Annotated in this window: 20 protein-coding genes; 11 read left to right on the top strand and 9 right to left on the bottom strand. The window is 70.8% G+C overall.

What is annotated here, in order from left to right; all coding sequences use genetic code 11:
- The first annotated feature begins 155 nt into the window (after positions 1 to 155).
- From mmsA (ACZ6S4_RS25345) to ACZ6S4_RS25325, 5 genes are all read left to right on the top strand, one after another.
- Complete coding sequence (gene mmsA / locus ACZ6S4_RS25345; protein ID WP_465477287.1) at positions 156 to 1,703, top strand: multiple monosaccharide ABC transporter ATP-binding protein; 1,548 nt, start codon at positions 156 to 158, stop codon at positions 1,701 to 1,703.
- Entirely contained in the window at positions 1,700 to 2,995 is a 1,296-nt protein-coding gene (gene mmsB / locus ACZ6S4_RS25340) for a multiple monosaccharide ABC transporter permease (RefSeq protein WP_360827655.1), read from the top strand. Before mmsA (ACZ6S4_RS25345) ends, mmsB begins: the two co-directional genes overlap by 4 nt.
- A 56-nt stretch (positions 2,996 to 3,051) precedes the next feature.
- On the top strand, positions 3,052 to 4,152 hold the full coding sequence (locus tag ACZ6S4_RS25335) for a substrate-binding domain-containing protein (RefSeq protein ID WP_465477286.1): 1,101 nt from the start codon (positions 3,052 to 3,054) through the stop codon (positions 4,150 to 4,152).
- A gap of 156 nt (positions 4,153 to 4,308) precedes the next feature.
- Positions 4,309 to 5,505: an ROK family protein gene (locus ACZ6S4_RS25330; RefSeq protein ID WP_465477435.1), complete on the top strand. Its 1,197-nt coding sequence runs from the start codon at positions 4,309 to 4,311 to the stop codon at positions 5,503 to 5,505.
- 42 nt (positions 5,506 to 5,547) lie between these two features.
- Positions 5,548 to 5,952: a hypothetical protein gene (locus ACZ6S4_RS25325; RefSeq protein WP_465477285.1), complete on the top strand. Its 405-nt coding sequence runs from the start codon at positions 5,548 to 5,550 to the stop codon at positions 5,950 to 5,952.
- Positions 5,953 to 5,998: 46 nt separating this feature from the next.
- Here the strand turns inward: ACZ6S4_RS25325 and ACZ6S4_RS25320 are convergent, their stop codons facing one another.
- Complete coding sequence (locus ACZ6S4_RS25320) at positions 5,999 to 6,622, bottom strand: HAAS signaling domain-containing protein (RefSeq protein ID WP_465477284.1); 624 nt, start codon at positions 6,620 to 6,622, stop codon at positions 5,999 to 6,001.
- A 282-nt stretch (positions 6,623 to 6,904) separates the two neighbouring features.
- Here ACZ6S4_RS25320 and ACZ6S4_RS25315 point away from each other — a divergent pair, with 282 nt between their 5' ends.
- The 4 genes from ACZ6S4_RS25315 (at position 6,905) to ACZ6S4_RS25300 (ending at position 13,451) form a co-directional block, all read left to right on the top strand.
- Positions 6,905 to 9,205: a putative bifunctional diguanylate cyclase/phosphodiesterase gene (locus ACZ6S4_RS25315; protein WP_465477283.1), complete on the top strand. Its 2,301-nt coding sequence runs from the start codon at positions 6,905 to 6,907 to the stop codon at positions 9,203 to 9,205.
- Positions 9,206 to 9,568: 363 nt separating this feature from the next.
- A complete protein-coding gene (locus ACZ6S4_RS25310; RefSeq protein ID WP_465477282.1) occupies positions 9,569 to 10,489 on the top strand; it encodes a sugar phosphate isomerase/epimerase family protein in 921 nt (306 codons plus the stop codon).
- A 12-nt stretch (positions 10,490 to 10,501) separates the two neighbouring features.
- Positions 10,502 to 12,589 carry a PQQ-dependent sugar dehydrogenase gene (locus ACZ6S4_RS25305; RefSeq protein ID WP_465477281.1) on the top strand — a complete coding sequence of 696 codons (2,088 nt, stop codon included), beginning with the start codon at positions 10,502 to 10,504 and terminating at the stop codon, positions 12,587 to 12,589.
- A gap of 94 nt (positions 12,590 to 12,683) precedes the next feature.
- Positions 12,684 to 13,451, top strand: coding sequence for a hypothetical protein (locus tag ACZ6S4_RS25300; protein WP_465477280.1), 768 nt, complete (start codon positions 12,684 to 12,686; stop codon positions 13,449 to 13,451).
- 55 nt (positions 13,452 to 13,506) lie between these two features.
- On the opposite strand, the gene ACZ6S4_RS25295 is transcribed toward ACZ6S4_RS25300, so the two are convergent.
- The 8 genes from ACZ6S4_RS25295 to ACZ6S4_RS25260 all read right to left on the bottom strand — a co-directional run bounded on the left by ACZ6S4_RS25295 (position 13,507) and on the right by ACZ6S4_RS25260 (position 21,991).
- Entirely contained in the window at positions 13,507 to 14,643 is a 1,137-nt protein-coding gene (locus tag ACZ6S4_RS25295; protein WP_465477279.1) for an ABC transporter substrate-binding protein, read from the bottom strand.
- An 8-nt stretch (positions 14,644 to 14,651) separates the two neighbouring features.
- Complete coding sequence (locus ACZ6S4_RS25290) at positions 14,652 to 15,416, bottom strand: ABC transporter permease (RefSeq protein ID WP_465477278.1); 765 nt, start codon at positions 15,414 to 15,416, stop codon at positions 14,652 to 14,654.
- Complete coding sequence (locus tag ACZ6S4_RS25285) at positions 15,413 to 16,294, bottom strand: ABC transporter ATP-binding protein (protein ID WP_465477277.1); 882 nt, start codon at positions 16,292 to 16,294, stop codon at positions 15,413 to 15,415. Before ACZ6S4_RS25285 ends, ACZ6S4_RS25290 begins: the two co-directional genes overlap by 4 nt.
- Entirely contained in the window at positions 16,291 to 17,133 is an 843-nt protein-coding gene (locus ACZ6S4_RS25280; RefSeq protein ID WP_360825742.1) for an ABC transporter permease, read from the bottom strand. Before ACZ6S4_RS25280 ends, ACZ6S4_RS25285 begins: the two co-directional genes overlap by 4 nt.
- Complete coding sequence (locus ACZ6S4_RS25275) at positions 17,130 to 18,125, bottom strand: TIGR03842 family LLM class F420-dependent oxidoreductase (protein WP_465477276.1); 996 nt, start codon at positions 18,123 to 18,125, stop codon at positions 17,130 to 17,132. The genes ACZ6S4_RS25280 and ACZ6S4_RS25275 overlap by 4 nt, the downstream gene beginning before the upstream one ends.
- A gap of 2 nt (positions 18,126 to 18,127) precedes the next feature.
- Entirely contained in the window at positions 18,128 to 19,612 is a 1,485-nt protein-coding gene (gene mmsA / locus ACZ6S4_RS25270; RefSeq protein WP_465477275.1) for a CoA-acylating methylmalonate-semialdehyde dehydrogenase, read from the bottom strand.
- An 8-nt stretch (positions 19,613 to 19,620) separates the two neighbouring features.
- On the bottom strand, positions 19,621 to 21,066 hold the full coding sequence (gene hydA / locus ACZ6S4_RS25265) for a dihydropyrimidinase (RefSeq protein WP_465477274.1): 1,446 nt from the start codon (positions 21,064 to 21,066) through the stop codon (positions 19,621 to 19,623).
- Between the two features lie 85 nt (positions 21,067 to 21,151).
- Positions 21,152 to 21,991, bottom strand: a complete 840-nt coding sequence (locus ACZ6S4_RS25260) for a nitrilase-related carbon-nitrogen hydrolase (protein ID WP_465477273.1) — start codon at positions 21,989 to 21,991, stop codon at positions 21,152 to 21,154.
- Positions 21,992 to 22,209: 218 nt separating this feature from the next.
- Here ACZ6S4_RS25260 and ACZ6S4_RS25255 point away from each other — a divergent pair, with 218 nt between their 5' ends.
- Entirely contained in the window at positions 22,210 to 23,586 is a 1,377-nt protein-coding gene (locus ACZ6S4_RS25255; protein ID WP_465477272.1) for an aminotransferase-like domain-containing protein, read from the top strand.
- Positions 23,587 to 23,603: 17 nt separating this feature from the next.
- Entirely contained in the window at positions 23,604 to 24,905 is a 1,302-nt protein-coding gene (locus ACZ6S4_RS25250; protein ID WP_465477271.1) for an aspartate aminotransferase family protein, read from the top strand.
- Positions 24,906 to 24,993: the final 88 nt, after the last annotated feature.

Raw genomic sequence — 24,993 nt, 5'->3', positions numbered from 1 at the left:
CCCCCGGCTCTTTATTGCCGGATTGTTACCTGTCCGGTGATCTAGAAACTTGCGAATCATCTTCTGCTCTGAATAGGTTGCCTTCGGCAACAAAACCATGTGAAAGCCAGATCCCTCCCGGAGGCATCCATGACGTTGGCGAGGTGGTGCGAGCGATGAGCGACGCGCCGATCCTCCTGGAGATGCGTTCCATCACCAAGGAGTTCCCCGGAGTCAAGGCTCTCGCCGACGTCAACCTGGTGGTGCGGGCCGGCGAGATCCACGCCATCTGCGGCGAGAACGGTGCCGGCAAGTCCACGCTGATGAAGGTGCTCAGCGGGGTCTACCCGTACGGCACGTACGACGGTGACATCGTTTACCAAGGGGCCGAGACCCGCTTCTCGGACATCCGGGCCAGCGAGCACGCCGGCATCGTGATCATCCACCAGGAGCTCGCCCTCATCCCCGAGCTCTCGATCACCGAGAACATCTTCCTGGGCAACGAGCCCCGCCGGCGCGGCGCGATCGACTGGAAGTCCGCCCAGCGCCAGGCCCGTGAGCTGCTGGCCCGGGTCGGGCTGCGCGAGGACCCGGACACCCTGATCAAGGACATCGGCGTCGGCAAGCAGCAGCTGGTGGAGATCGCCAAGGCGTTCGCCAAGGACGTCAAGCTGCTCATCCTGGACGAGCCCACCGCCGCGCTGAACGAGGCGGACTCCCGGCACCTGCTGGACCTGCTGCGCGGCTTCCGGGAGCGCGGCATCACCTCGATCATGATCTCGCACAAGCTCAACGAGATCGAGGCCATCGCCGACCAGATCACCATCCTGCGCGACGGCCGGACGGTCGAGACGCTGGACGTCAAGGCCGACGGCGTGGACGAGGACCGGATCGTGCGGGGCATGGTCGGCCGCGAGCTCAGCAGCCGCTTCCCGGACCACACGCCGAAGATCGGCGAGGTGTTCTTCGAGGTGCGCAACTGGAACGTGCGGCATCCGATCTCGGCCGAGCGCCAGGTCTGCAAGAACGAGAACTTCGTGGTGCGCCGTGGCGAGATCGTCGGCTTCGCCGGCCTGATGGGCGCCGGCCGCACCGAGCTCGCGATGAGTGTGTTCGGCCGCTCCTACGGCGTCTGGGAGTCCGGCACGATCATCAAGGACGGCAAGGAGATCGTTCTCAAGTCGGTGGCGGACGCGATCGCCCACGGGCTCGCGTACGTCAGCGAGGACCGCAAGGCGATCGGCCTCAACCTGCTCGACGACATCAAGACGTCGACGGTGGCGGCCAAGCTGTCCAAGATCACCAAGCGCGGCGTCCTCGACGAGGTGGCCGAGTACAAGGCCGCCGAGTCCTACCGCAAAGAGCTGCGCACCAAGGCGCCCTCGGTCGACGAGGGTGTCTCCAAGCTCTCCGGCGGCAACCAGCAGAAGGTCGTCCTGGCGAAGTGGATGTTCACGGACCCCGACCTGCTGATCCTCGACGAGCCCACCCGTGGCATCGACGTGGGCGCGAAGTACGAGATCTACGGCATCATCCAGCGGCTCGCCGACCAGGGTAAGGGCGTCATCGTCATCTCCTCGGAGCTGCCCGAGCTGATCGGGCTCTGCGACCGCATCTACACCGTGTTCGAAGGCCAGATCACGGGCGACATCCCCCGCCAGGACGCGGATCCGGAGACCCTCATGAAGCAGATGACCTCGACGAAGAAGATGCAGACCCGATGAGCCGATTCAAGGACCTTCAGAAGAACCTCTTCGGAGGTACCACCTCCAACGCCCGCCAGTTCGGCATGATCTTCACCCTGGTGGCGATCGTCCTGCTGTTCCAGTTCCTGACGGACGGGCTGACGCTGCGGTCGGACAACCTGATCGCGTTGTTCCAGCAGAACTCCTACATCCTGATCCTGGCCATCGGCATGCTGATGGTGATCGTGGCCGGGCACATCGACCTGTCGGTCGGCTCGATCGCCGCGTTCGCCGGCATCCTGGTCGCCAAGTCCATGACGGAGTGGGACCTGCCCTGGCCGCTGGCCATCCTGTTCGGCCTCGTCATCGGCGCGGCGATCGGGGCCTGGCAGGGCTTCTGGGTGGCCTACATCGGCGTGCCCGCCTTCATCGTGACGCTGGCCGGCATGCTGATCTTCCGCGGCGGCAACCAGTTCATCGGCAACGCCAACACGATCCCGGTGCCCGAGGGCTTCCGGGTGATCGGTTCGGGCTTCCTGCCCGAGGTGGGGCCGAACACCGGCTACAACAACCTGACCCTGCTGCTGGGCCTGGCCGCCTGTCTCGCGGTGATCTGGCGTGAGGTGCAGGCGCGGCGTACCCGGCACGAGATGGACGCCGACGCCGGCCCGCTGTGGGTCTCGATCCTGCGGATGGCCGTCATGGTCGGCGTGCTCGCCTTCGTGGCGCTGCGCTTCGCCAGCGGCCGGGTGGGCACCAGCTTCCCGGTCTCCGGCATCATCCTGGTCGCCCTGGTCATCCTGTACTCGTTCTACACCCGCAACACCGCGGGCGGCCGGCACATCTACGCGGTCGGCGGCAACTCGCGCGCCGCGGAGCTGTCCGGCGTCAAGCTCAAGCGGGTCAACTTCTTCGTCATGATGAACATGTCCGTGCTCGCCTCGCTGGCCGGCATGATCTTCGTGGCGCGTTCGGCGGCCTCCGGCCCGCAGGACGGCAACGGCTGGGAACTCGACGCGATCGCCGCGGTCTTCATCGGTGGCGCGGCGGTGGCCGGCGGTATCGGCACGATCAGCGGCTCCATCGTGGGCGGTCTGGTCATGGCCGTGCTCAACAACGGCCTCCAGCTGCAGGGCGTCGGCACCGACCGGGTCCAGATCATCAAGGGCCTGGTCCTGCTGCTCGCGGTCGCGCTGGATGTCTACAACAAGAGCCAGGGGCGCTTCTCGGTCATCGGGAGCATCATGCGGCCCTTCCGCCGGGAGGCATCCGCCCCGCCGGCAACGTCGGAAGCGGGCCGCGAGCCCGCCAAGACGTCGGTGGCCGGCTGACGGTCACCGAACCCCCTCTCACCCGTATCACCTCTGAAGAAGGGCACTTCCCCCCAATGCGTACATTCTTTGCCAAGACGGTGGCCATCGGCGCCATCTCGATGCTGGCCCTGACGGCCTGCGGCGGCGGCCGTGACGAGGAGTCCGGCTCGGACGCCCCGGCCAAGGGCTTCGCGGCCAACTCCCTCATCGGTGTGGCCCTGCCGGCCAAGACCTCGGAGAACTGGGTTCTCGCCGGTGACCTGTTCACCAACGGCCTGAAGGAGGCCGGCTTCCAGAGCGACGTGCAGTACGCCGGCGCGTCCACCACGGTGGCCGACCAGCAGGCCCAGATCACCGCCATGGTGACCAAGGGTGCCAAGGTCATCGTCATCGGCGCGACCGACGCCGCGCAGCTGTCGACCCAGGTCGCCGCGGCGCACCAGGCCGGCGCGAAGGTCATCGCGTACGACCGCCTGATCACCAACACGCCGGACCTCGACTACTACGTCGCGTTCGACAACTTCAAGGTCGGCCAGCTCCAGGGCCAGGCCCTGCTGGACGGCATGAAGGCCAAGAAGGCGACCGGCCCGTGGACCATCGAGCTGTTCTCCGGCTCGCCGGACGACAACAACGCCGGTGTCTTCTTCAACGGTGCGATGGACGTCCTCAAGCCGGCCATCGAGAAGGGCGACGTCGTCGTCGGCTCGAAGCAGACCGAGGTCAAGCAGACCGCCATCCAGGGCTGGAAGGCCGAGGGTGCGCAGGCCCGCATGGACCAGCTGCTGACCTCGACCTACGGCAGCAAGGAGCTGGACGGCGTCCTCTCCCCGAACGACACGCTGGCCCGCGCGATCATCACCTCGATCAAGAGCGCCGGCAAGAAGGTCCCGGTCGTCACCGGTCAGGACTCCGAGGTCGAGTCGATCAAGTCGATCATGGCCGGCGAGCAGTACATGACGATCAACAAGGACACCCGGAACCTGGTCAAGGAGACCATCAACATGGTCAAGGCCCTGCAGGCCGGTAACGCCCCGCAGGTCAACGACCAGAAGTCCTACAACAACGGCAGCAAGGTCGTCGACACCTTCCTGCTCCCGCCGGTCGCCGTGACCAAGGCCAACGCGGCCGAGGCGTACGCGAACGACCCGAAGCTCGCCCCGCTCACCAAGGCGTGACGGCTCGGTAGTACCTGACGGCCCTTGGGTCCCCGGAGTCCGTCTCCGGGGACCCTTTGTCGTCCTCGATACCGACAAAATGGACGATCGGGAGGAGGCTGGACTGTGGCGACACCCGTACGGTCCAAGCCGTCCGGCCCGGGGCGTCCCGCGGAGCTGCCGCTGCCGGCGGCGCCCGGGGCCAGCCAGGAGGAGATCCGCCGGCAGAACCTCGGCGCGGTGCTGCGCTTCGTCCACGTGCACGGCCCCACCTCCCGGGCCGAGCTGACCGGCCGGCTCGGACTCAACCGCAGCACCATCGGGGCGCTCGCCGCCGACCTGGCCGCGGCCGGCCTGGTCACCGAGGAGGCCGAGGCCCCCACGGCCGCCCGCCGCGCCGGCCGGCCGTCGCTGGTCGTGAGCCCCTGCTCCGGCCGGGTCTACACGTATGCCCTCAGCATCGAGGCCGACCAGCTGCGCGCGGCCCGCGTCGGGCTCGGCGGCCGGATCCTCGACCTGCGGGAGATTCCCCGCCCGCCCGGCATGCCGGTGCTCGACACCGTCGCGCCGCTGGCCGGCTTCCTCCGCGCGATGCGGGACTCGGCCGCGTCCGACGCCCTGCCCCCGATCGGCGGGGCCGTCGCGGTGGCCGACACGAGCCGCGACGCCGAGGGCCGGATCCGGATCGGCGCCGCGGACGAGCGGCTCGGTGCCGCCCTGGACGAGGCGCTGCCGGCCGGGCCCGGCTTCGTCACCGGGGACATGGCCGACATCGCCGCGCTCGCCGAACACGTCCGGGGCGTGGCCGCGGGCATCGACGACCTGATCTACCTGCACGGTGATCTCGGGGTCAGCGCCGGGATCATCACCGGCGGCCGGCTGGTCGCCGGCCACCGCGGGCACGGCGGCAAGGTCGGCCACATGGTGGTCAACCGGCACGGGCTGCCCTGCGGCTGCGGTTCCCGCGGCTGCTGGGAGACCGAGATCGGGGAGAACGCGCTGCTGCGCCACGCCGGCCGCGGGCCGGGGGACCGGGCTGCCGTCCTCGACGTGCTGGGGTCGGCGGCCGGCGGCGAGCCCGTGGCCCGCGCGGCGGTCCGCCAGGTGGCGGACTGGCTCGGCTTCGGGGTGGCCAACCTGGTCAACGTGGTCAACCCGGACCTGGTGGTCTTCGGCGGCTCACTGCGTGAGGTGTACGCGGCCGGCGCCGGCGAGGTCCGCCGCCGCGTGGACGCGATGGCTCTGCCGGCCTCCCGCGAACACGTGCAGCTGCGGGCCGCGACCCTGGGCCGCAACGCCGCCCTGATCGGCGCGGCCGAGCTCGCCTTCGAGCAGCTGCTGGCCGACCCGCTGGGCGCCGGGGTTGCGGGCTAGGGGCAGACTGGTCCCGGTAACGGGCGACGAAGGCGGCTGCAGATGACGGAAACACCGGCTGGCGCCGCCACTCTGCGCTGGGTCGCCACGCTGGCCTGGCTGCTGCCGCCGCTGTTCGAGCTGCCGCTGCTCGCCGGGCTGTGTTCCGCCATCCCGCAGGTCGGCCGGGCCGCCGTCTTCGGCCTCCCGGCCACCCGGGTGGCGGTGCTGTTCGCCCTGCTCGCCGCGCTGGCCGGGTTCGTGGCCGTGGTGCGCGGCGCGACCGGGCTGACCCGGGCGGCCGTCGCCGGGGCGCTGTCGATCGCCGCCGGCATCGTGGCCGCCCTGGCCGTGGGCTTCCTCTTCGACGGGGAGTTCCCGATGATCGCGCTGCTCCCCGCCCACTCCGCGCTGGCGCTGGCCGTGCTGGCCCGCGCCACCCTGCGCGAGCCCGCCGACCCCCGGTAGCGCCGGCGCGCCCCCAGGCCGGGCAGCAGCGACAGCCGGCCGATTTCTAGTACCGGCGGCGTGCCGCCAGGCCCGGCAGCAGCGACAGCCCGGCGATGATGGCGCCGGCGACCATCCCCAGGTAGGCCAGCAGCACCGCCGCCTCGCCCCCGCCGAAGGCGGCCGCCCCGATCACCAGCACGAAGCCGAGCAAGACCGGCAGCCCGGCCAGCACCCAGGCGGCGGTCTTCTGCGCCGGGCTCCACCGCGGCGAGCCGGACACCAGCATCAGCCCGGCCAGCGGACTGATCACCGGCAGCACCACCGAGCCGGCGGTGAGCAGGGCGATCCCCGCGTACTCGGGTCCCGCTGACGACGTGGCGTCCGGTGGCGGCAGCGGGGCGGGCAGGACCGGGCGGCGCAGGTGGGCCGGCATCCGGCCGCGGCGGGCCGCGGCCGCGAGCGCCTCCGGCGGACCGAGCCGGTGCAGGATGTGCCGCGGGTCCTCCAGCGGATCGGCCACCGAGGTACGCCGCATCGCGATGTAGTCCGCGACGGTCGTCATCAGCTCGTCACGCAGCTCGGGGGCGAGGTCCTCGCTGGCGCCCCAGAGCGCGGCCAGGTAGTCCAGGACGAGGACGTCCGTGTGCGCCAGCGGCGTGGTGTCGTAGTGGTGCGGTACGGACGTCATCCGGATCCCCCTGAGCAGAGTGCGACAGTGCAGTCAGCATCGCGGCGGCCCACCCCGGCGCACATCTGGCCAGGGACGGATACCCCGGCCGGCCCTCTGTCTTTCGGCCGATCCGGTCCCGCCGCGGTGGTCAGGGCCGGTCCGGGGCGATAGTCCGTTTCGCGGATGGCCCGCGGGCCGTCCGTACGGCAGCCTGGTCCGGTGGACCACGGCGATCTTGCGAGCAATCCCGGTCAGCCCGGTTTTGCTACATCCGAGCCGTTCACCGCCGATGCTTTCAGCATGGCCGAGGACACCCGCGCACCCGCACGCTACGTGTGGATCACCGCCGCCCTCGCCGTCGCCAGCTGGCTGTGGTTCCTGCTGTTCAGCACCGTCGGCGCCGGGCACGTGGCGATCGCCTACCTGGCGGTGCCGCTGGGCGGTGTCTTCGCGGTGATCGGGCTGTTCCAGCTCTGGCGCACCGTACGCGGCGACCGCACGGCCAGCCGCTTCTGGCTCACCCTGCTGATCGCCGCCTCTTTCATGACCACCGGTTACGTGCTGATGGCCGTCAACGCCGCCCGGTTCTCGGTCGGCGACATGCCGCCGGACATGACGCTGTCCGCCGCCGGCTGCGTCGGGCTCGGCTTCGCGCTGGCCATGTGGGCCGTCGCCCGGGTGCCGGCGGGCTCGATGGATCCCGCCGAGCGCTGGCGCATGCATCTGGACCGGCTCGTCGCGTTCCTGGGCTGCGCGACGGTGCTGTGGCACTTCGGCCTCGCTCCCATGCTGACGGCCACCGAGCGCTGGGCGCCGCAGACGCTGTCCCTGGTGGGGCTGGCGTTCCTGCTCACCGTCGGCGGCATCACCAAGGTGTCGTACCTCGGTGACGGCCCGGTCGACCGGACCGCGATGCGGCTGGTCGCGGCCATGGGCCTGACCGCGGCCGGGGTGGCCGTGCTGGCCACCACGTTCGGCAACGCCGGTGGGGTGCCGTCGCAGGCCGTGGTGCTGCCCATCGCGCCGGTGCTGCTCACTCTAGCCGTGCGCGCGCAGGCCCAGGCCACGCTGGGCGGTCGCCGGGTGTCGCGCCGGTCCTCGCCGCTGCTGCCGTACCTGGCCATCGCGGCCGCGGACCTGCCGCTGATCGCCGTGGCCGCCGGGCCGCTGCAGTGGCCCGGCCGGGTCTCGCTGATCGCCGCCGTGCTGGTCAGCGTCCTGGTCACGGCCCGGCAGTTCGTGGCCTTCCGGGACAACAAGCGGCTGCTCAGCGACATCCGTGGCCAGGAGGTACGGCTGCAGCACGAGGTCAGCCACGACAGCCTGACCGGGCTGGCCAACCGGGCCCGGTTCCGCGGCGTGCTGCACGCCGCGCTGCTCAACGAGGCGTCCGCGACCGTGCTGCTGGTCGACCTGGACGATTTCAAGACGGTCAACGACTCGCTCGGCCACGACGTCGGGGACCGCCTGCTGGTCGCGGTGGCGGACGTGCTCCGCGAGCAGTGCGGGGCCGACGGCCTGCCGGTGCGCATCGGCGGCGACGAGTTCGCCGTGCTGCTCACCGGCGGCACCACGGTGGGGGAGACCGTCGCCCAGCGGGTGCTGGACGCGCTGACCCGGCCGATCAGCGAGCACCGGCTGCTGGTGCAGGCCAGCATCGGCATCGCGACCGCGGCGCCGGGCGCGACGCTCGACAGCGTGCTGCGCGACGCCGACGTGGCCATGTACGCCGCCAAGGGCCACGGCAAGGCCGGCTACGTACGCTATGTGCCGGGCATGGAGGAGCCGATCCTGGCCCACATCCAGCTCGGCGGCGAGCTGCGCCGGGGCCTGGACGAGGGCGAGTTCCGGGTCGTCTACCAGCCGGTGATCCGGCTGGCCGACCGCAAGATCATCGGCGTCGAGGCGCTGGTGCGGTGGGACCACCCGGTCCGCGGCCCGGTGTCGCCGGTCGAGTTCATCCCGGTCGCCGAGCGCACCGGCCTGATCGTCGAGCTGGGCCGTTTCGTGCTGCGCGAGACATGCCGGCAGATGGCGGCGTGGCTGGCCGAGTTCGGCCCGGACGCGTTGCAGAAGCCGGGCGTCAACGTCTCGGCGCGGCAGCTGCACGATCCCGACTTCGTCAGCGACGTGCTGGCCGCACTGGCCGATTCCGGCCTGCCCACCGACCGCCTGGTGCTGGAGCTGACCGAGTCCGCGGTGCTGCGCGGCAGCCAGGTGTCGCGCACCCTGCACGAGCTCGACCGGCTCGGCGTGGCGCTGGCCCTGGACGACTTCGGCACCGGTGAGTCGTCGCTGAGCCTGCTGCGCTCGTTCCCGGCGGCGATCGTCAAGCTGGACAAGTCCTTCGTGGACGGCATCGAGATCGAGGACGCCGGGGCCGGCCGGGACGCCAGCCAGGCGGTGGCCCGCGCGGTCATCCAGCTGGCGAACGCGCTGGGCCTGGACACGGTGGCCGAGGGCATCGAGAACGAGGCCCAGGCCGAGCAGCTGCGCCTGCTGGGATACACCCTCGGCCAGGGCTACCACCTGGCCCGGCCGATGCCCGCCGAGGAGTTCACCCGGCTGCTCGCCGCCCAGCGTCGCGCCGTCACGGCCTGACGTATACCGCTTGTCCCGCGCGGCCGGGCCGGGCACGGTGGGCATGTGACCGTCCACAACCACCGATCAGAAGTCGGTGAGCTGGGCGAAGGCTTTCGGAACGGGCGATGTCCGGCCTGTCCCCATCGTCTGATCCACGGCTTTGGCGGGCGCTTATCGCGTGCCACAGCCAAACTTTTGCATATTTCGAAGATTCTTTTCGCCACTTGAGCGAAACAAACCATTAACATCAGCAAGCGAACGACTTCGATGCAACAAAAGTGCTCCGACGTGGCGCAGGGCTCCCCGAGAGCCGCCGCCCGAGCGGCCGATGCCGTGCGCCCACGTCATTCCCGCACCACCTACCGGGAGGCAGTGCAAGCGATGCAGAACGAGTCCACCGTCAGCCGCCGTCATCTTCTGGGCGCCGCCGCGGCCGGTGCCGCCGTGGTCGGCAGCTCCGCCGTCCTGGCCTCACCGGCCGAGGCGTCCAAGGGCGGCCGCCGGCTCGCCCGGGTGCCGCGCGACAAGATCAGCGTGCAGCTCTACACCCTCCGCAACCAGCTCAATATCGACCTGGCCGCCAGCCTGGCCGAGCTGGCCGAGATCGGCTACACCCGGGTCGAGCACGCCGGCTTCGTCGGCCGCACGGCCGCCCAGTTCCGCGCCGCCCTGGACGCCGCCGGGCTGCGCGCGACCTCCGGCCACGTCGGCATCCCGCAACCGTTCAACGCCTCGACCTGGCAGGCTGCCCTCGAGGACGCCCAGATCGTCGGCAACAAGTACATCGTGCACCCGTACTTCGGCACCGACGCCAACGGGCCGATCCGCGACGGCTCCGTCTACAAAGCCTTCGCCCGGGACCTGAACAAGGCCGGTGCGCTCGCCCGCAAGGCCGGGCTCAGCTTCGGCTACCACAACCACCACAACGAGTTCCTGCCGCAGGACGGCGGCAAGCGCACCGGCTTCGACATCCTGACCCGCGAGACCGATCCCGGACTGGTGCACTTCGAGGTCGACCTGTACTGGGCCTGGCGGGGTGCGAACGACCCCGTGGACCTCATCCACGAGAACCGGGGGCGGATCCGCCAGGTCCACGTCAAGGACATGGCGGTCTCGAGCGGCTTCGAGGACCCCGGCGCCGGCCTGATCGACTTCGGCCGCATCTTCGAGCACTCCCGCGAGGCGGGCCTGGTCGAGTACATCGTGGAACGTGACGACGCGGGCAGCCCGCCGCGTACCCCCGCCGACGCGCTGACCACCGCGGAGGTCGGCTTCCGGTACCTCGACAACCTCCGGTTCTGAGGGGACTGCTGTATGAAGAAGCGATTGCTGACTGCCGTACCGGTGCTGGCTCTGCTCACGACGGCCCTGACCGTCCCGTCCGGACCGGCCGCCGCGAAGGCCCCGGCCGAGCCGCCGCCGGACGCGAACTTCCAGAAGGTCACCCTGGACGACTTCCCCGGCGAGCCGATTGCGCTGGCCGTGCTGCCGGACCGCCGGGTGCTGCACACCGCGCGCACCGGTGAGGTACGCATCAACGACCCGAAGAGCGGGCGCAACATCCTGGCCGCCAAGATCCCCGTTTATCTCCACGACGAGGAGGGTGTGCAGGGCGTCGCGATCGACCCGAACTTCAAGCAGAACAAGTGGGTCTACATCTACTACTCGCCGCCGCTGAACACGCCGATGGACAACCCGGCGACGCCGGCGGTCAACGAGGGCAACGCGCCGGAGAACGGCACCGCGGCCGACTTCGCCCCGTTCAAGGGCGTGATGCGGCTGTCGCGGTTCAAGCTCAACGGCAACACGCTGGCCCTGGCCAGCGAGCAGAAGATCATGGAGGTCGCCACCGACCGGGGTATCTGCTGCCACGTCGGCGGCAAGATCGACTTCGACAGCAAGGGCAACCTGTACCTGTCCACGGGTGACGACACCAACCCGTTCGCCTCCGACGGCTACACGCCGATCGACGAGCGGGCCGACCGCAACCCGGCCTTCGACGCGCAGCGCACCGCCGGCAACACCAACGACCTGCGCGGCAAGCTGCTGCGGATCAAGGTCGGCGCCAACGGCAGCTACACCATCCCGAAGGGCAACCTGTTCAAGCCGGGCACCGCGTACACCCGCCCGGAGATCTATGCGATGGGCCTGCGCAACCCGTTCCGATTCGCGGTCGACAAGAAGACCGACGTCGCGTACGTCGGTGACTACTCGCCGGACGCGAACAGCCCCAACCCCGCGCGGGGCCCGGCCGGGCACGGCCGCTGGATGGCCATCGACAAGCCCGCCAACTACGGCTGGCCGTACTGCGTCGCGCCCGACATGCCGTACGTCGACTTCGACTTCGCCACCCGGACCTCCGGCCAGCCGTTCAACTGCGCGGCGCCGGTCAACGACTCGCCCAACAACACCGGCAAGCGCAAGCTGCCGCCGGTGCAGAAGGCGGAGGTCATCTACACGTACGCGGCCTCGACGGAGTTCCCGGAGCTGGGCACGGGCGGCATCGGCCCGATGGGCGGCCCGGCGTACGACTTCGACGCCAAGAACAAGTCGGCGACCAAGTGGCCGAAGTACTACGACGGCAAGCCGCTGTTCTACGAGTGGACCCGCGACTACGTGCAGGAGTTCACGCTCGGCGCGGACAACGAGGTCACCGCGATCCGTGAGGTGCTGCCGTCGGTCATCTTCGACAACCCGATGGACCTGGAGTTCGGCCCGGACGGCTCGCTGTACGTGCTCGAGTACGGCGACGGCTACTTCTCCGAGAACCCGGAGGCGCAGCTGGCCCGCATCGACTACGTCCGCGGCAACCGCACCCCGCTGCCGAAGATCACGGCCACGCCGGTCCGCGGTGAGGCGCCGCTCACGGTGACCTTCTCCAGCGCCGGCACCACCGATCCCGACGGCGACAGCCTGCGCTACGCCTGGGACTTCAACGCCGACGGCATCGTCGACTCCCGGGCCCCCAACGCGGTCTACACGTTCACCGAGAACGGCAACTACCGGCCGACGCTGAAGGTGACCGACCCGACCGGCCGCTGGGCGTCCGCGGAGGTGCTGCTCCCGGTGGGCACGGCAGCCCCGCAGGTCACCCTGACCACCACGCCGAACCCGGACCAGCCGTTCGCCTTCGGTGACACGGTGAGCTACCAGGTCACCGTGGTGGACGACCAGCCGGTCGACTGCTCGAGGGTCACCGTGACCTTCATCCTGGGCCACGACCAGCACGGTCACCCGCTGTCCACGGCCACCGGCTGCAGCGGCTCCATCCAGACGTTCCTCGACCCGGGTCACGCCGGTGCGGAGAACCTGAACGCGGTGTTCGTGGCGTCGTACACCGACTCCGGCACCCCGCCGCAGACCGGGACGGACGAGGTCGTCCTCGACCCGACCGAGAGCTGAGGTAACCAGCGACCGAGGTCACCGCCGTCACCCACGGCGGTGACCTCGGCCGTTCCGCCCGCATCACGGCCCCGATTGCGCCACCCTGGTAGGCGTGGGGGTGCACCTGGAGCAGTGGTGGGCGCAGTTCCTCGAAGCGTCCGACCGTTTCGACGCCGCCTACCTGGTCGAGGGGCTCAGCGACCTGGTCGGCCCGTACATCAAGGCTCCGCTGCTCCGCCGCGAGGTCAAGATCGCCGCGGACGCGGTGGTCCGCCAGCTGGAGCGCCCGGCGAGCGCCGAACGCGCCGAGCACGGCCGCGAGGCCGCCGAACGGCTGTCGCGCACCCTGGACCGGATCCGGGAACGCGCGACCGGAGCCGCGATCGCCACCGAAGAGGCGGCGATCGTCGACCTGGCCCTGCGCGGCGACTACGCGGCGGCGGCCGCCGCGGCCGAGACCCTGGTGGACGAGAAGAAGCTGTACCGCCTGTTCGTCACGGCGCTGCGCCTGGAACGCTTCGACATCCCGATGACCCTGCGCCTGCTGGAGGGCGGCCAGACCCCGCGCGAGGCGATCCGCTCCGGCCACCTGATCGGCAAGTACAGCTGGTGGCCGTCCTGGCTGCTGCGCATCGTCACGGAACGGGCCCTGGCCGGCACCCTCGACGAGCAGACCATCGCGGCGCTGGACAAGTGCGCGTACGCGGAGCTGACCCCGCTGCAGGCGAACCTGGCCCGCAAGCTGCTGGGCGGCAACGAGGCCCTGATCAGCACGGCCGCCCACCGCCTGACCACCCTGGGGGAGACGGACGCGGCGGAACGGCTCCGCAAGGGCGACATAGCGGCGGTGGCGTTCGCGGCCCGCCTGAGCACCCAGTAGAGCGCGAACGGGCCCGGCCGTCGGGTGACGGCCGGGCCCGGGGGATCGGCAGTGGCTACGCGCCGCCGGCCGTCAGGGTCACCGTCTGGGGCTGGAAGCCCGCGCCGTTGATGTCCACGCCGGCCGCCTTGGCCTGGTCCTGGGCCTGCTTGATGTAGTCGTTGGTGAAGGCCAGGCCTTCCGGCTGCTTGGTCAGCACCGTGTCGCCGGTCTGGTTCTTCGTGGTCAGGGACAGGTCGACCGTCTGCTTCCAGTCCGCCTCGTTGATCGTGCCGACACCACCGGTCGCCGGCCAGACCAGCTTGTTCACCTCGTTCATCTGCCAGAGCTGGTGGCTCTTGCCGAGCTTGGAGCCCTTGGCCACCACCAGGTCGCGGCACGCCTCGGCGTTGTCGCGGCAGTACGCCCAGCCCTTGATCGTGCCGGCCAGGAACTTCACCGTCTGCTGCTGGTACGCCGGGTCGCTGAGCTTGTCCGTGTTGGCCCACACCGCGTCCTGCAGCATCGACGAGCCTTCGGTCTTCCAGTCGATGATGGCGAAGTCCTCGGGCGTGTAGAGCTTGCCGGTCGCCGGGCTCGTCGCCTCCAGCAGCTGGGCGTACTCGTTGTAGCTCATCGCCTGGGCGGCGTCGATCTCCTTCTTGAGCAGCGCCTGCATGTCGAACTGCTGCTGCACCAGCGTGACGTCCTTGCCCGGGTCCAGCCCGGCCTTGGTCATGCCGGCGAACAGTTCGAACTCGTTGCCGAAGCCCCAGTTGCCGACCTTCTTGCCCTTCAGGTCGGCGGCCTTGGTGATGCCGCTGTCCTTCCAGGCCACCTGGTACGTACCGGAGCGGGCGAAGATCTGCCCGACGTCGGTGATGCCGGCGCCCTGCTCCCGCGACGCCAGCGCCTTGGGGACCCAGGCCACCGCGTAGTCGGCCTTGCCCTGGGCCAGCACGGTCTGCGGCACGATGTCGACACCGCCTTCGAGCAGTTGCACGTCGAGGCCCTGCTCCTTGTAGAAGCCCTGGTCCACGGCGGCGATGTAGCCGGCGAACTGGGCCTGGTAGAACCACTGCAGCTGCAGCTTGATCGGGGTCAGGGCGCCGCCGCTGGCGCCCGGGGCCGTCGTCGTGGGGGTGTCGGCGGTGCCGCAGGCGCTCAGCGTGAGCACGGCGGCGATGAGGGTGGCGAACAAGGGACGACGCACACGAACTCCTACGAGATGAGGCGGGTTTTCCAGGGCATCGCGATCCGCTCCAGCAGGAGCGTGGCTAGGTAGAAGAACAGTCCGAGCAGGCAGGCGCCGACCACGAAGGCCCAGGCACGGGGGTACGCGGTGAACGCGGCGGCGGAGGTGATCCGCGCGCCGAGCCCGTCCTGCAGTCCGCCGAAGTACTCGGCGACCACCGCGGCGATGACGGCCAGCGACGACGCCTGTCGCAGGCCGGTGAAGACGAAGGGCAGCGCGCCGGGCAGCCGGACCAGCCGGGTGAAGGTCCAGCCGCCGGCGGCGTAGCTGGTCATCAGCTCCCGGTGGGTCGGGTCGACCTCGCGCAGGCCGCGCAGCGTGTTGATGAAGACCGGGAAGAACACGATGATCCCGGCGACCAGCCGGCGGGGCACGCTCGAGGTCGACTCGAACATGTTGTTGAGGATCGGGGCCAGCGCGATGATCGGCAGCGCGTTGAGCACCGCGGCCAGCGGGACGGACACCTCGGAGAGGATCCGGAACCGGCTGGCCGCCATCGCGGCGAGCACCCCGGCGACCGTGCCCCAGGTCAGCCCGACGAGCGCGTTGAGCCCGCTGGCCAGCCCGGCCTCCCACACGTTCTGGCGCTGCACGACCAGCTCGTGCCAGATCGCCGACGGCGCCGGCAGGATGAACGGCGCGATCCGCCCGAGCGTGACGGTCAGCTCCCACGCCACCAGCGCCAGGATCCCGAGCAGGACCGGCGGGGCGACGCGGCGCAGGAGATTCACGGCGCGGTCGCTTCGGAGGTACGGGGCGACGGCGCCGCAACCGCGGCGGCGCCCTCCGCCCCCACAGCTTCCGGCGCCGCACCGGCGTCCACGCCCGGCCCCGCTTCCACGCCGGGCCCCGTGCCCCGCAACGCGCGGCGGACCGCGGTGATCGCCGCGAAGTACGCCGGGGACTGCCGGGCCGCGTCGTCGCGCGTGCCCAGCTCGACGTCGATCGTCGCGGTGATCCGCCCCGGCCGCGGCGACATCACCACGACCCGGTCGGACAGGAACACCGCCTCCGAGATGGAGTGCGTGACGAAAACCGTGCTGGTGCCGGTCTGGGCGCAGATCGCCAGCAGCTCCGACTGCAACCGCTCGCGGGTCATCTCGTCGAGCGCGCCGAACGGCTCGTCCATCAGCAGCAGCGGGGGGTGCACGGCCAGGGCCCGGGCGATCGCGACGCGCTGCTGCATGCCGCCGGAGAGCTGGGCCGGATAGTGCCCGGCGAAGTCGGCCAGCCCGACCAGCGCCAGCATCTCCGTGGCCCGGGCCTTGCGCTCGGCCCGGGAGGCGCCGCGCAACTCCAGCGGCAGCTCCACGTTGCGCTGCACCGTGCGCCATTCGAAGAGGCCGGCCTGCTGGAACGCGATGCCGTACTCCTGGTCCAGCCGGGCCCGGGCGGCCGGTTTGCCGGCCACTTCGACCGTCCCGGCCGTCGCCGGGATCAGGTCGGCGATCAGCCGCAGCAGGGTGCTCTTGCCGCACCCGGACGGCCCGATCAGGGAGACGAACTGGCCGGCCGGGATGGCCAGGTCGATGCCGGTCAGGGCGGTGACCTCGTCGGGCCGGCCCGGGTTGAAGATCTTGGACACTCCGGTCAGGGATACCGCGGTCACATCGTCACCACCGATACGCGTCGTCGGTGCCGCATCAGCGGCAGTTCCAGCAGGCTGACCAGGGCGGCGACGACGAGCCCGAGCAGGGCCGCGCCGAGCATGGCGGTGTAGACCTTGGCGGGATCACTGGTGGCCTCCCGGGAGTACTCGATGATGAGCCGGCCGATGCCGCCGCGCGTACCGGTGGAGATCTCACCGACCACCGCGCCCACGACGGCGGCCGCGCCGGCCAGCCGCAGGGCCGGGAACAGGTACGGCAGTGAGGCCGGCAGGCGCAGCTTGACCAGCGTGCGCCACCACCCGGCGGCGTAGCTGCGCATCAGCTCGACCCCAGCCGCCTGCGGCGACTGCAGACCGCGCAGCATGCCCACGGCGACCGGGAAGAAGGCCAGGTACGCCGCGATGACCGCGACCGTCATCCACTCCGGCCAGACCGTGCCGCCCCAGCCGGCGATGAGCGGCGCGAGCGCGACCAGCGGCACGGTCTGCGACAGGATCACGTACGGCAGCAGACCCCGCTCGACGATCCGGAACCGCTGCATGGCCACCGCCAGCAGCAGGCCGATCACCGCGCCGGCCGCGAAGCCGACCGTGGTGATCCCCAGCGTGAAGAAACTGGCGCTGAGCACCGCCTGCCAGACCGGCCGGCCGCCGGTGAGTTCCGGACGGCCGAGCCGGCTGAGCATCTCCCACACGTGCGGCATCGACAGGTCGTCGGCCCGGGGCAGGATCCGGACGCCGAACAGCACGGTGCCGTCCGGGTTCCCGACCGCCTTGTAGCCCTCCCAGAGGGCGATGAGCACGACCAGGCCGGCGCCGGCGCTGAGCACACGTCTCACGCGACCACCGGGATGATCTTCTCGCCGTACGCCCGCAGGGTCGCCTCTTTGTCGTCGTGCTGCAGGTAGAGGGCGAACTGGTCGACCCCGATGGCCCGCAGCTCCTCCAGGCGTTGCAGGTGCGCCTCGACCGGGCCGAGGACGCAGAACCGGTCCACCACCTCGTCCGGCACGAACGAGGTGTGCGAGTTGCCGGCCCGGCCGTGCTCGGCGTAGTCGTAGCCCTGCCGGCCCTTGATGTAGTCGGTCAGCACCTGCGGCACCGCGCCGTCGGCGCCGTAGCGGGCCACGATGTCGGCGACGTGGTTGCCGACCATGCCGCCGAACCAGCGGGTCTGGTCCCGCTGGTGGGCCAGGTCGTCACCGACGTAGGCGGGCGCGGCGACGCAGAACTTGATGGCCGCCGGATCGCGGCCGGCCCGCTCCGCGGCGGCCCGGACCGCCTTGATCATCCAGGCCGCGATGTCCGGGTCGGCGAGCTGCAGGATGTAGCCGTCACCCACCTCACCGGTCAGGGCCAGGGCCTTGGGCCCGTACGCCGCCACCCACACGTCCAGCCGGCTGTCGGGTGCCCAGGCGAACCGCAGCTGCTGACCGCGCAGCGACACCGTCTCCCCGCTGGCCAGGCCGCGGATCACGCCGATGCTCTCGCGCAGCTGGGCCAGCGAGTTCGGTCGCAGGCCCAGCACCCGCAGGGCCGAGTCGCCGCGGCCGATCCCGCAGATGGTGCGGTTGCCGTACATCTCGTTGAGGGTGGCGAACTGGGACGCGATCACGGTCCAGTCCCGGGTGCCCGGGTTGGTCACCATCGGGCCGACGATCACCCGCTCGGTGTCGGCCAGGATCTTGCTGTAGATGACGAACGGCTCCTGCCACAGCACGTGCGAGTCGAACGTCCACACGTGGCTGTAGCCCAGCTCCTCCGCCTTCTTCGCCCATTCCACCACCTCCCGGGCGGGTGGGTCGCATTGCAGGACGACACCGATGTCCATGCTCACCGCACCTCCGGGAAGCCCAGGTCGACCGTGGACGAGGCGGGGTCGGGCCAGCGTGAGGTGACCACCTTGCTGCGGGTGTAGAACTGGATGCCCTCGGGGCCGTACATGTGCAGGTCGCCGAAGAGCGAGCTCTTCCAGCCGCCGAAGCTGTAGTAGGCCACCGGTACGGGCACCGGCACGTTGACGCCGACCATGCCGCAGTTGACGTCGTACTGGAACCGCCGCGCCGCCCCGCCGTCGCGGGTGAAGATCGCCGTGCCGTTGCCGTACTCGTTGTTGTTGACGAGCTCGAGCGCCTGCTCGTAGCTGTCGGTCCGGACCACCGACAGCACCGGCCCGAAGATCTCGTCGGTGTAGAGCGGCGAGTCGGTCGGCACCTTGTCGACCAGCGACGCGCCCAGGAAGAAGCCCGGGCTTTCGCTGATCGGCGCGTCCCGTCCGTCGACGACCACCTCGGCACCGCCGGCGCCGGCCAGATAGCCGGCCACCTTGTCGCGGTGCTCGCGGCTGATCAGCGGGCCCATCTCGGCCGCCGGGTCGCTGGCCGGGCCGACCGTGATCCGGGCGATCCGGTCCTTGATCGCGGCGACCAGCGGGTCACCGACGGCGCCGACCGCCACCACGACCGAGACCGCCATGCAGCGCTCGCCGGCCGAGCCGTACCCGGCGCTGACCGCGGCGTCCGCGGCCGCGCCGACGTCGGCGTCCGGGAGCACCACCATGTGGTTCTTCGCGCCGCCCAGGGCCTGCACCCGCTTGCCGGCCCGGCTGCCCTGCTCGTAGACCGACCTGGCGATCGGTGTGGAGCCGACGAACGACAGCGCCTGCACGTCCGGGTGGGCGATCAGCGTCTCGACGGCCTCCCGGTCGCCCTGCACGACGTTGAACGCGCCGTCCGGCAGCCCGGCCTGGCGCAGCAGGTCGGCCAGCAGCAGCGAGACCGACGGGTCCTTCTCGCTGGGCTTGAGCACGAAGGTGTTGCCGCAGACCAGGGCGTTGCAGAACATCCACATCGGGACCATGGCCGGGAAGTTGAACGGCGTGATGCCGGCGACCACCCCGAGCGGCTGCCGGATCGAGTAGACGTCCACCCCGGTCGAGGCCTGCTCGCTGTACCCGCCCTTGAGCAGGTGCGGCGCGCCCGCGGCGAACTCGATGTTCTCCAGCCCGCGGGCCAGCTCGCCGCCCGCGTCGGCGACCGTCTTGCCGTGCTCCTGGCTCACCAGCGACGCGATCTCCTTGCGGTTCGCGTCGACCAGCTCGCGGAAGCGGAACATGACCTCGGCCCGGCGGGACAGCGACGCCGCCCGCCAGGACGGGAAGGCGGCCTTGGCCGCGGCCACCGCGTGCGCCGTCTCGGCCGCGGTCGCCGCGACGACGTACGCCTGCTGCTCGCCGGTGGCCGGGTCCCAGACCGGCAGCTGCCGGCCGCTGGTGCCCTCGACGGCGGCGCCGTCGATCCAGTGTCTGATCTCGCGCATGTGGCCCCCTAGACCAGGTAGTCCGAGAGTCCCCGGCGGACGTACTGACCATGGCCCTTACGGCCCAGGTATTCGCCGCCGCGCACGACGACCGTGCCGCGGGAGATGACGGTGTCGACCTTGCCGTCGATCTCCCAGCCCTCCCAGGCCGAGTGGTCCATGTTCATGTGGTGGGTGGCCGCGCTGATCCGGGTACGGCCGGCCGGGTCGTACAGCACGATGTCGGCGTCCGAGCCGGGGGCGATGACGCCCTTGCGCGGGTACATGCCGAACATCCGGGCCGGGGTCGTGGCGATCGTCTCCACCCAGCGGGCCAGCGACAGCTTGCCGTCGACCACACCTTGATAGAGCAGGTCGACGCGGTGCTCGACGCTGCCGATCCCGTTGGGGATCTTGGAGAAGTCGCCCAGGCCCAGCTCCTTCTGGTCCTTCATGCAGAACGGGCAGTGGTCGGTGGAGACCACGGCCAGGTCGTTGGTGCGCAGGCCGCGCCACAGGTCGGCCCGGTGGCTCTCGTGCTTGCTGCGCAGCGGCGTCGAGCAGACCCACTTGGCGCCCTCGAAGCCCGGCGCGCCCAGCTGGTCCTCCAGCGTCAGGTACAGGTACTGCGGGCAGGTCTCGGCGAAGACGTTGCGCCCCTGGTCCCGGGCCGCCGCGACCTGTTCGAGGGCCTTGGACGCGGACAGGTGCACGATGTAGAGCGGGCAGTCCGCGGCCACGCTGGCCAGCCAGATCGCCCGGCTGGTGGCCTCGGCCTCCAGCTCCTGCGGCCGGGTCAGGCCGTGGTGGATCGGGTCCGTCTCGCCGCGTTCCAGGGCCTGCTTGACCAGCACGTCGATGGCCGGGCCGTTCTCCGCGTGCATCATGATCATGGCGCCGTTGTCGCGGGCCTTCTGCATCGCCCGCAGGATCTGCCCGTCGTCGCTGTAGAACACCCCCGGGTACGCCATGAACAGTTTGAAGCTGGAGATGCCCTCGTCGGTGACGAGCTGGTCCATGGCCTTGAGCGAGTCGTCGGTGACGCCGCCCAGGATCATGTGGAAGCCGTAGTCGATGTGGCAGTTGCCCTCGGCCTTGGCGTGCCAGGCGGCCAGCCCGTCCTGCACGACCTCGCCGTAGCGCTGCACCGCGAAGTCGATGATCGTGGTGACGCCGCCGAAGGCCGCCGCCCGGGTCCCGGTGTCGAAGGTGTCGCTGGCGTGCGTACCGCCGAACGGCAGCTCCATGTGGGTGTGCGCGTCGACCGCGCCCGGGATCACGTACTTGCCGGTGGCGTCGATGGTCTCGTCCTGGTGCGGCGCTGCCCCCGGGGCGTAGAGGGCGACGATCTTCTCGCCGTCGACGAGGACGTCCGCCGGGATCGGGCCGGTCGACCCGACCACCGTCCCGCCCTTGATCAGGTAGCTGCCTTCAGTCCGGTCAAGGGCGGTGGCGGGGCGGTTGGACGGGGTCACGACTGTGCCTCCTTAGCCGTGCTCTCCTGGCCCTCGCTGTCCGGGCCGTGGGTCGCTTCCGGTCGGCGAAGCTCGGTGCAGTCGATCACGGCGCTACCAGCCCGTCGTAGCTGTCGGGCCGGCGGTCGCGGTAGAACTGCCAGCGGTCCCGGACGGTGGTGAGCAGGTCCATGTCCAGGTCGCGGACGATCAGCTCCGGGTTGTGGGTGTCGCCGACCGCGCCGACGAACTTGCCCTCCGGGTCGACGAAGTAGGACTGGCCGTAGAAGTCGTTGTCGCCGAGCTCCTCGACACCGGTGCGGTTGATCGCGCCGATGAAGTACTCGTTGGCCACCGCGCTGGCCGGCTGCTCCAGCTGCCACAGATACGACGACAGGCCCCGGCTGGTCGCCGACGGGTTGAAGACGATCTGCGCGCCGTTCAGGCCCAGGGCTCGCCAGCCCTCCGGGAAGTGCCGGTCGTAACAGATGTAGACGCCGACCTTGCCGACCGCGGTGTCGAACACCGGGTAGCCCAGGTTGCCGGGGCGGAAGTAGAACTTCTCCCAGAAGCCGTTGACCTGCGGGATGTGGTGCTTGCGGTACTTGCCGAGGTACGAGCCGTCGGCGTCCACCACGGCCGCCGTGTTGTAGAGGACGCCGGGCTGCTCCTGCTCGTACATCGGCAGGACCATCACCATGCCGAGCTCGGCGGCCAGTGCCTGGAAGCGTTCGGTGGTCGGGCCGGGGATGGACTCGGCGTACTCGTAGTAGGCCTTGTCCTGGACCTGGCAGAAGTAGGGGCCGTAGAACAGCTCCTGGAAGCAGATCACCTTGGCGCCCTGGGCGGCGGCGTCGCGAGCGTAGTCCTCGTGCGCCTTGATCATCGATTCCTTGTCGCCCGTCCAGTTGGTCTGGACGAGGGCGGCCCGGATGACGTTGCTCATCGCTGCGGCCCCTCTCTGAAATCAGTGGTGGCGTGGGTCACCCCACGATTGTGATCGTCCGTCCACCCGCTGTCATCGTCCCCAGCTCATCGCTTGACATCCGGGGTTGATGTCGTAGGACACTAATGACACAACCACGGGCGGACAATTGCTCGCGTGTAACCAAATGTTTCGGCGACGTAAGAAGCGCGCCGGGCGGCGGCGGGAGGTCGGGCGGTTTGCTGGGGCTCATCACGGGCGCGGTCGACGACCGCAGCGCCCGGGGCATCGCCGCGGCGGTCAGCCGGCTCGTCACCGCCGGTGAGCTGCCGGTCGGGGCGCGGCTGCCCACCGTGCGCGACGTCGCCCGCGAGCTCGGGGTCAGCCCGACCACGGTGAGTGAGGCCTGGCGCAGCCTGAGCCGGGCCGGGGCGATCCAGACCCGGGGCCGGTCCGGCTCGTTCGTCGCTGCCCCGGTCCTGCCCCGCCAGCGCCTGCGGTACGCCCAGCTGCACGGCCTGCTGACCGGGGTGGCCCGGGACTACTCCACCGGCGTGCCCGACCACGACCTGCTGCCCAGCGTCACCGAGTCGCTCAAGCGCGTCGGGGATGCCCGGCTCACCACGAGTTACCTCGACGCCGCCGTGCTGCCGCCGCTGGAGCAGGTGCTGCGGCAGCGCTGGCCGTACCCGCCGGATCAGCTCACCGTGGTCGACGGGGCGCTGGACGCCCTGGACCGGGTGACCGCCACCCTGGTCCGCTTCGGCGACCACGTGGTGGTGGAGAACCCCGCCTTCCCGCCGGTGCTCGACCTGCTCGAGGCGGTCGGGGCCACCGTGGTGGGGGTGCCGATCGACGAGCAGGGGATGTGCCCGGACGCGCTGGGGGAGGCGCTGAAGACGTACGACCCGGTCGCGGTCTATCTGCAGCCGCGGGCGCACAACCCGACCGGGATCAGCATGACCGCGCGCCGGGCCGGTGAGCTCGCCGACGCGCTGGCCGCGTACCCGGAGGTCACGATCGTCGAGGACGACCACGCCGGCGACATCGCCACCGCGCCCCCGGTCAGCCTGGGCAGCCGGCTGCCGGACCGGACGGTGCACGTCGCCGGCTTCTCCAAGAGCCACGGCCCGGACCTGCGGCTGGCCGCCCTGGCCGGTCCGGCGCCGCTGATCACCGCGGTGGCCGACCGGCGGCTGCTCGGGCCCGGCTGGTCCAGCCGCCTGCTCCAGGCGGTGCTGCTCGACCTGCTCACCGACGCCGACGCGATCGCCCAGGTCGCCGCCGCCCGCCAGGCCTACGCCGAGCGCCGGTCAGCCCTGCTCACCGCCTTGGCCGCGCACGGCGCCACGGCGACCGCCGCGGACGGCATCAATCTCTGGCTGACCGTCGAGGATCAGCAGATGGCCATGCTCGCCCTGGCCGCACACGGCATCGCGGTCGCCCCGGGCGCGCCGTTCGAGGTCACCGGGCTCGGCGTAGAGCACGTCCGGGTCACCGCCGGGCTGGTCCGCGACGACTTCGACTCCCTGGCCCGGACTCTTGCTTCCGCCGCCGGCGCGTCCGCGCGCGGCAGCGGCCCCCGTTCCCGCCCGCACCCGCGGGGCTGGCGCTGACTCCCTTGGAGGACCCCGTGACCGATGACCTGCTCGCCCGGCACCAGGCCGTGCTGCCCTCCTGGGTGACGACCTACTACGGCGACGACGCGATCGAGCTGGTGAGTGGCTCCGGCCGCCGGGTGACCGACGCGAACGGCCGCAGCTACCTGGACTTCTTCGGCGGCGTGCTGACCAACATGCTGGGCTACGACATCGCCGAGGTGCGCGAGGCCGTGGAGCGCCAGCTGGCCACCGGCATCGTGCACAGCTCGACCCTGTACCTGATCCGGCAGCAGGTCGAGCTGGCCGAGAAGATCGCCCGGGTCTCCGGCATCCCGGACGCCCGGGTCTTCTTCACCAACTCGGGCACCGAGGCCAACGAGGCCGCGCTGCTGTTCACCACCAACTTCCGCCGGTCCAACCAGATCCTGGCCATCCGCAACAGCTACCACGGCCGGTCCTTCGCGGCGATGGCGATCACCGGGCACCGCAGCTGGTCCGCCAGTGCGCTCAGCCCGATCTCGGTGTCCTGGCTGCACTCCGGCGAACGGCTGCGCGGCCGGATGAAGGGCCTGTCCGACAGCGAGCACATCGACGCCGCGGTCGAGGACCTGCGCGAGGTGCTGGCCACCACCACCGCGGGCGACGTCGCGGCGCTGATCGCCGAGCCGATCCAGGGCGTCGGCGGCTTCGTGCACGCCCCGGACGGGCTGCTCGGCGCGCTGAAGAAGGAGCTCGACAACCACGGGATCCTGCTGATCGCCGACGAGGTGCAGACCGGCTGGGGCCGTACCGGTGAGCACTTCTGGGGTTATCAGGCGCACGACGTGCAGCCCGACCTGATCACCTTCGCCAAGGGCATCGGCAACGGCTTCGCGCTGGCCGGCGTGGTGGGCCGCGCGGAACTGGTCAACGCGGTCCCGGCGACCAGCTTCTCCACCTTCGGCGGCAACCCGGTCTCCACGGCCGCGGGCAACGCCGTGCTGGACTACGTGCTCGACCACGACCTGCAGGCCAATGCGAAGCGCACCGGCGCGATCCTGCTCGAAGGGCTGGGCGCGGCGGCCGCGGGGACGAAGATCGTGGGCGAGGTCCGCGGCCGCGGCCTGATGATCGGCATCGAATTCGTCCGGCCGGGCACCACCGAGCCGGACCCGGCCGCGACCATGCGCGTCTTCGACGAGTGCCGCAAGGGCGGCCTGCTGGTCGGCAAGGGCGGCCTGTACGGCAACGTGCTGCGGATGGGCCCGCCGCTGACGCTGACCGAGGACGAGGCGCGCGAGGGCCTGGGCATCCTGGTGGAGGCGATCCGCACGGCCGACGCGGAGGCTTTCTGAGGCAAACCTGGCGGCCGGTGAGCGTTCGGTGACCTTCCGGCGGCGGCTCCGGCAACGCTGATGAAATTTCCCACGCGTTGCCGGACCA

The organism is Actinoplanes sp. NPDC051405, from assembly GCF_055586185.1.
The sequence above is the reverse complement of the archived record's forward strand: the minus strand, read 5'-3'. Positions and strand labels throughout refer to the sequence as shown.

Bases quoted from the DNA above. Each gene is read 5' to 3' on its own strand.
- mmsA (WP_465477287.1), top strand. From the start codon at position 156: ATGAGCGACGCGCCGATCCTCCTGGAGATGCGTTCCATCACCAAGGAG.
- mmsB (WP_360827655.1), top strand. From the start codon at position 1,700: ATGAGCCGATTCAAGGACCTTCAGAAGAACCTCTTCGGAGGTACCACC.
- ACZ6S4_RS25335 (WP_465477286.1), top strand. From the start codon at position 3,052: ATGCGTACATTCTTTGCCAAGACGGTGGCCATCGGCGCCATCTCGATG.
- ACZ6S4_RS25325 (WP_465477285.1), top strand. From the start codon at position 5,548: ATGACGGAAACACCGGCTGGCGCCGCCACTCTGCGCTGGGTCGCCACG.
- ACZ6S4_RS25320 (WP_465477284.1), bottom strand. From the start codon at position 6,622: ATGACGTCCGTACCGCACCACTACGACACCACGCCGCTGGCGCACACG.
- ACZ6S4_RS25315 (WP_465477283.1), top strand. From the start codon at position 6,905: ATGGCCGAGGACACCCGCGCACCCGCACGCTACGTGTGGATCACCGCC.
- ACZ6S4_RS25310 (WP_465477282.1), top strand. From the start codon at position 9,569: ATGCAGAACGAGTCCACCGTCAGCCGCCGTCATCTTCTGGGCGCCGCC.
- ACZ6S4_RS25305 (WP_465477281.1), top strand. From the start codon at position 10,502: ATGAAGAAGCGATTGCTGACTGCCGTACCGGTGCTGGCTCTGCTCACG.
- ACZ6S4_RS25275 (WP_465477276.1), bottom strand. From the start codon at position 18,125: ATGGACATCGGTGTCGTCCTGCAATGCGACCCACCCGCCCGGGAGGTG.
- mmsA (WP_465477275.1), bottom strand. From the start codon at position 19,612: ATGCGCGAGATCAGACACTGGATCGACGGCGCCGCCGTCGAGGGCACC.
- ACZ6S4_RS25260 (WP_465477273.1), bottom strand. From the start codon at position 21,991: ATGAGCAACGTCATCCGGGCCGCCCTCGTCCAGACCAACTGGACGGGC.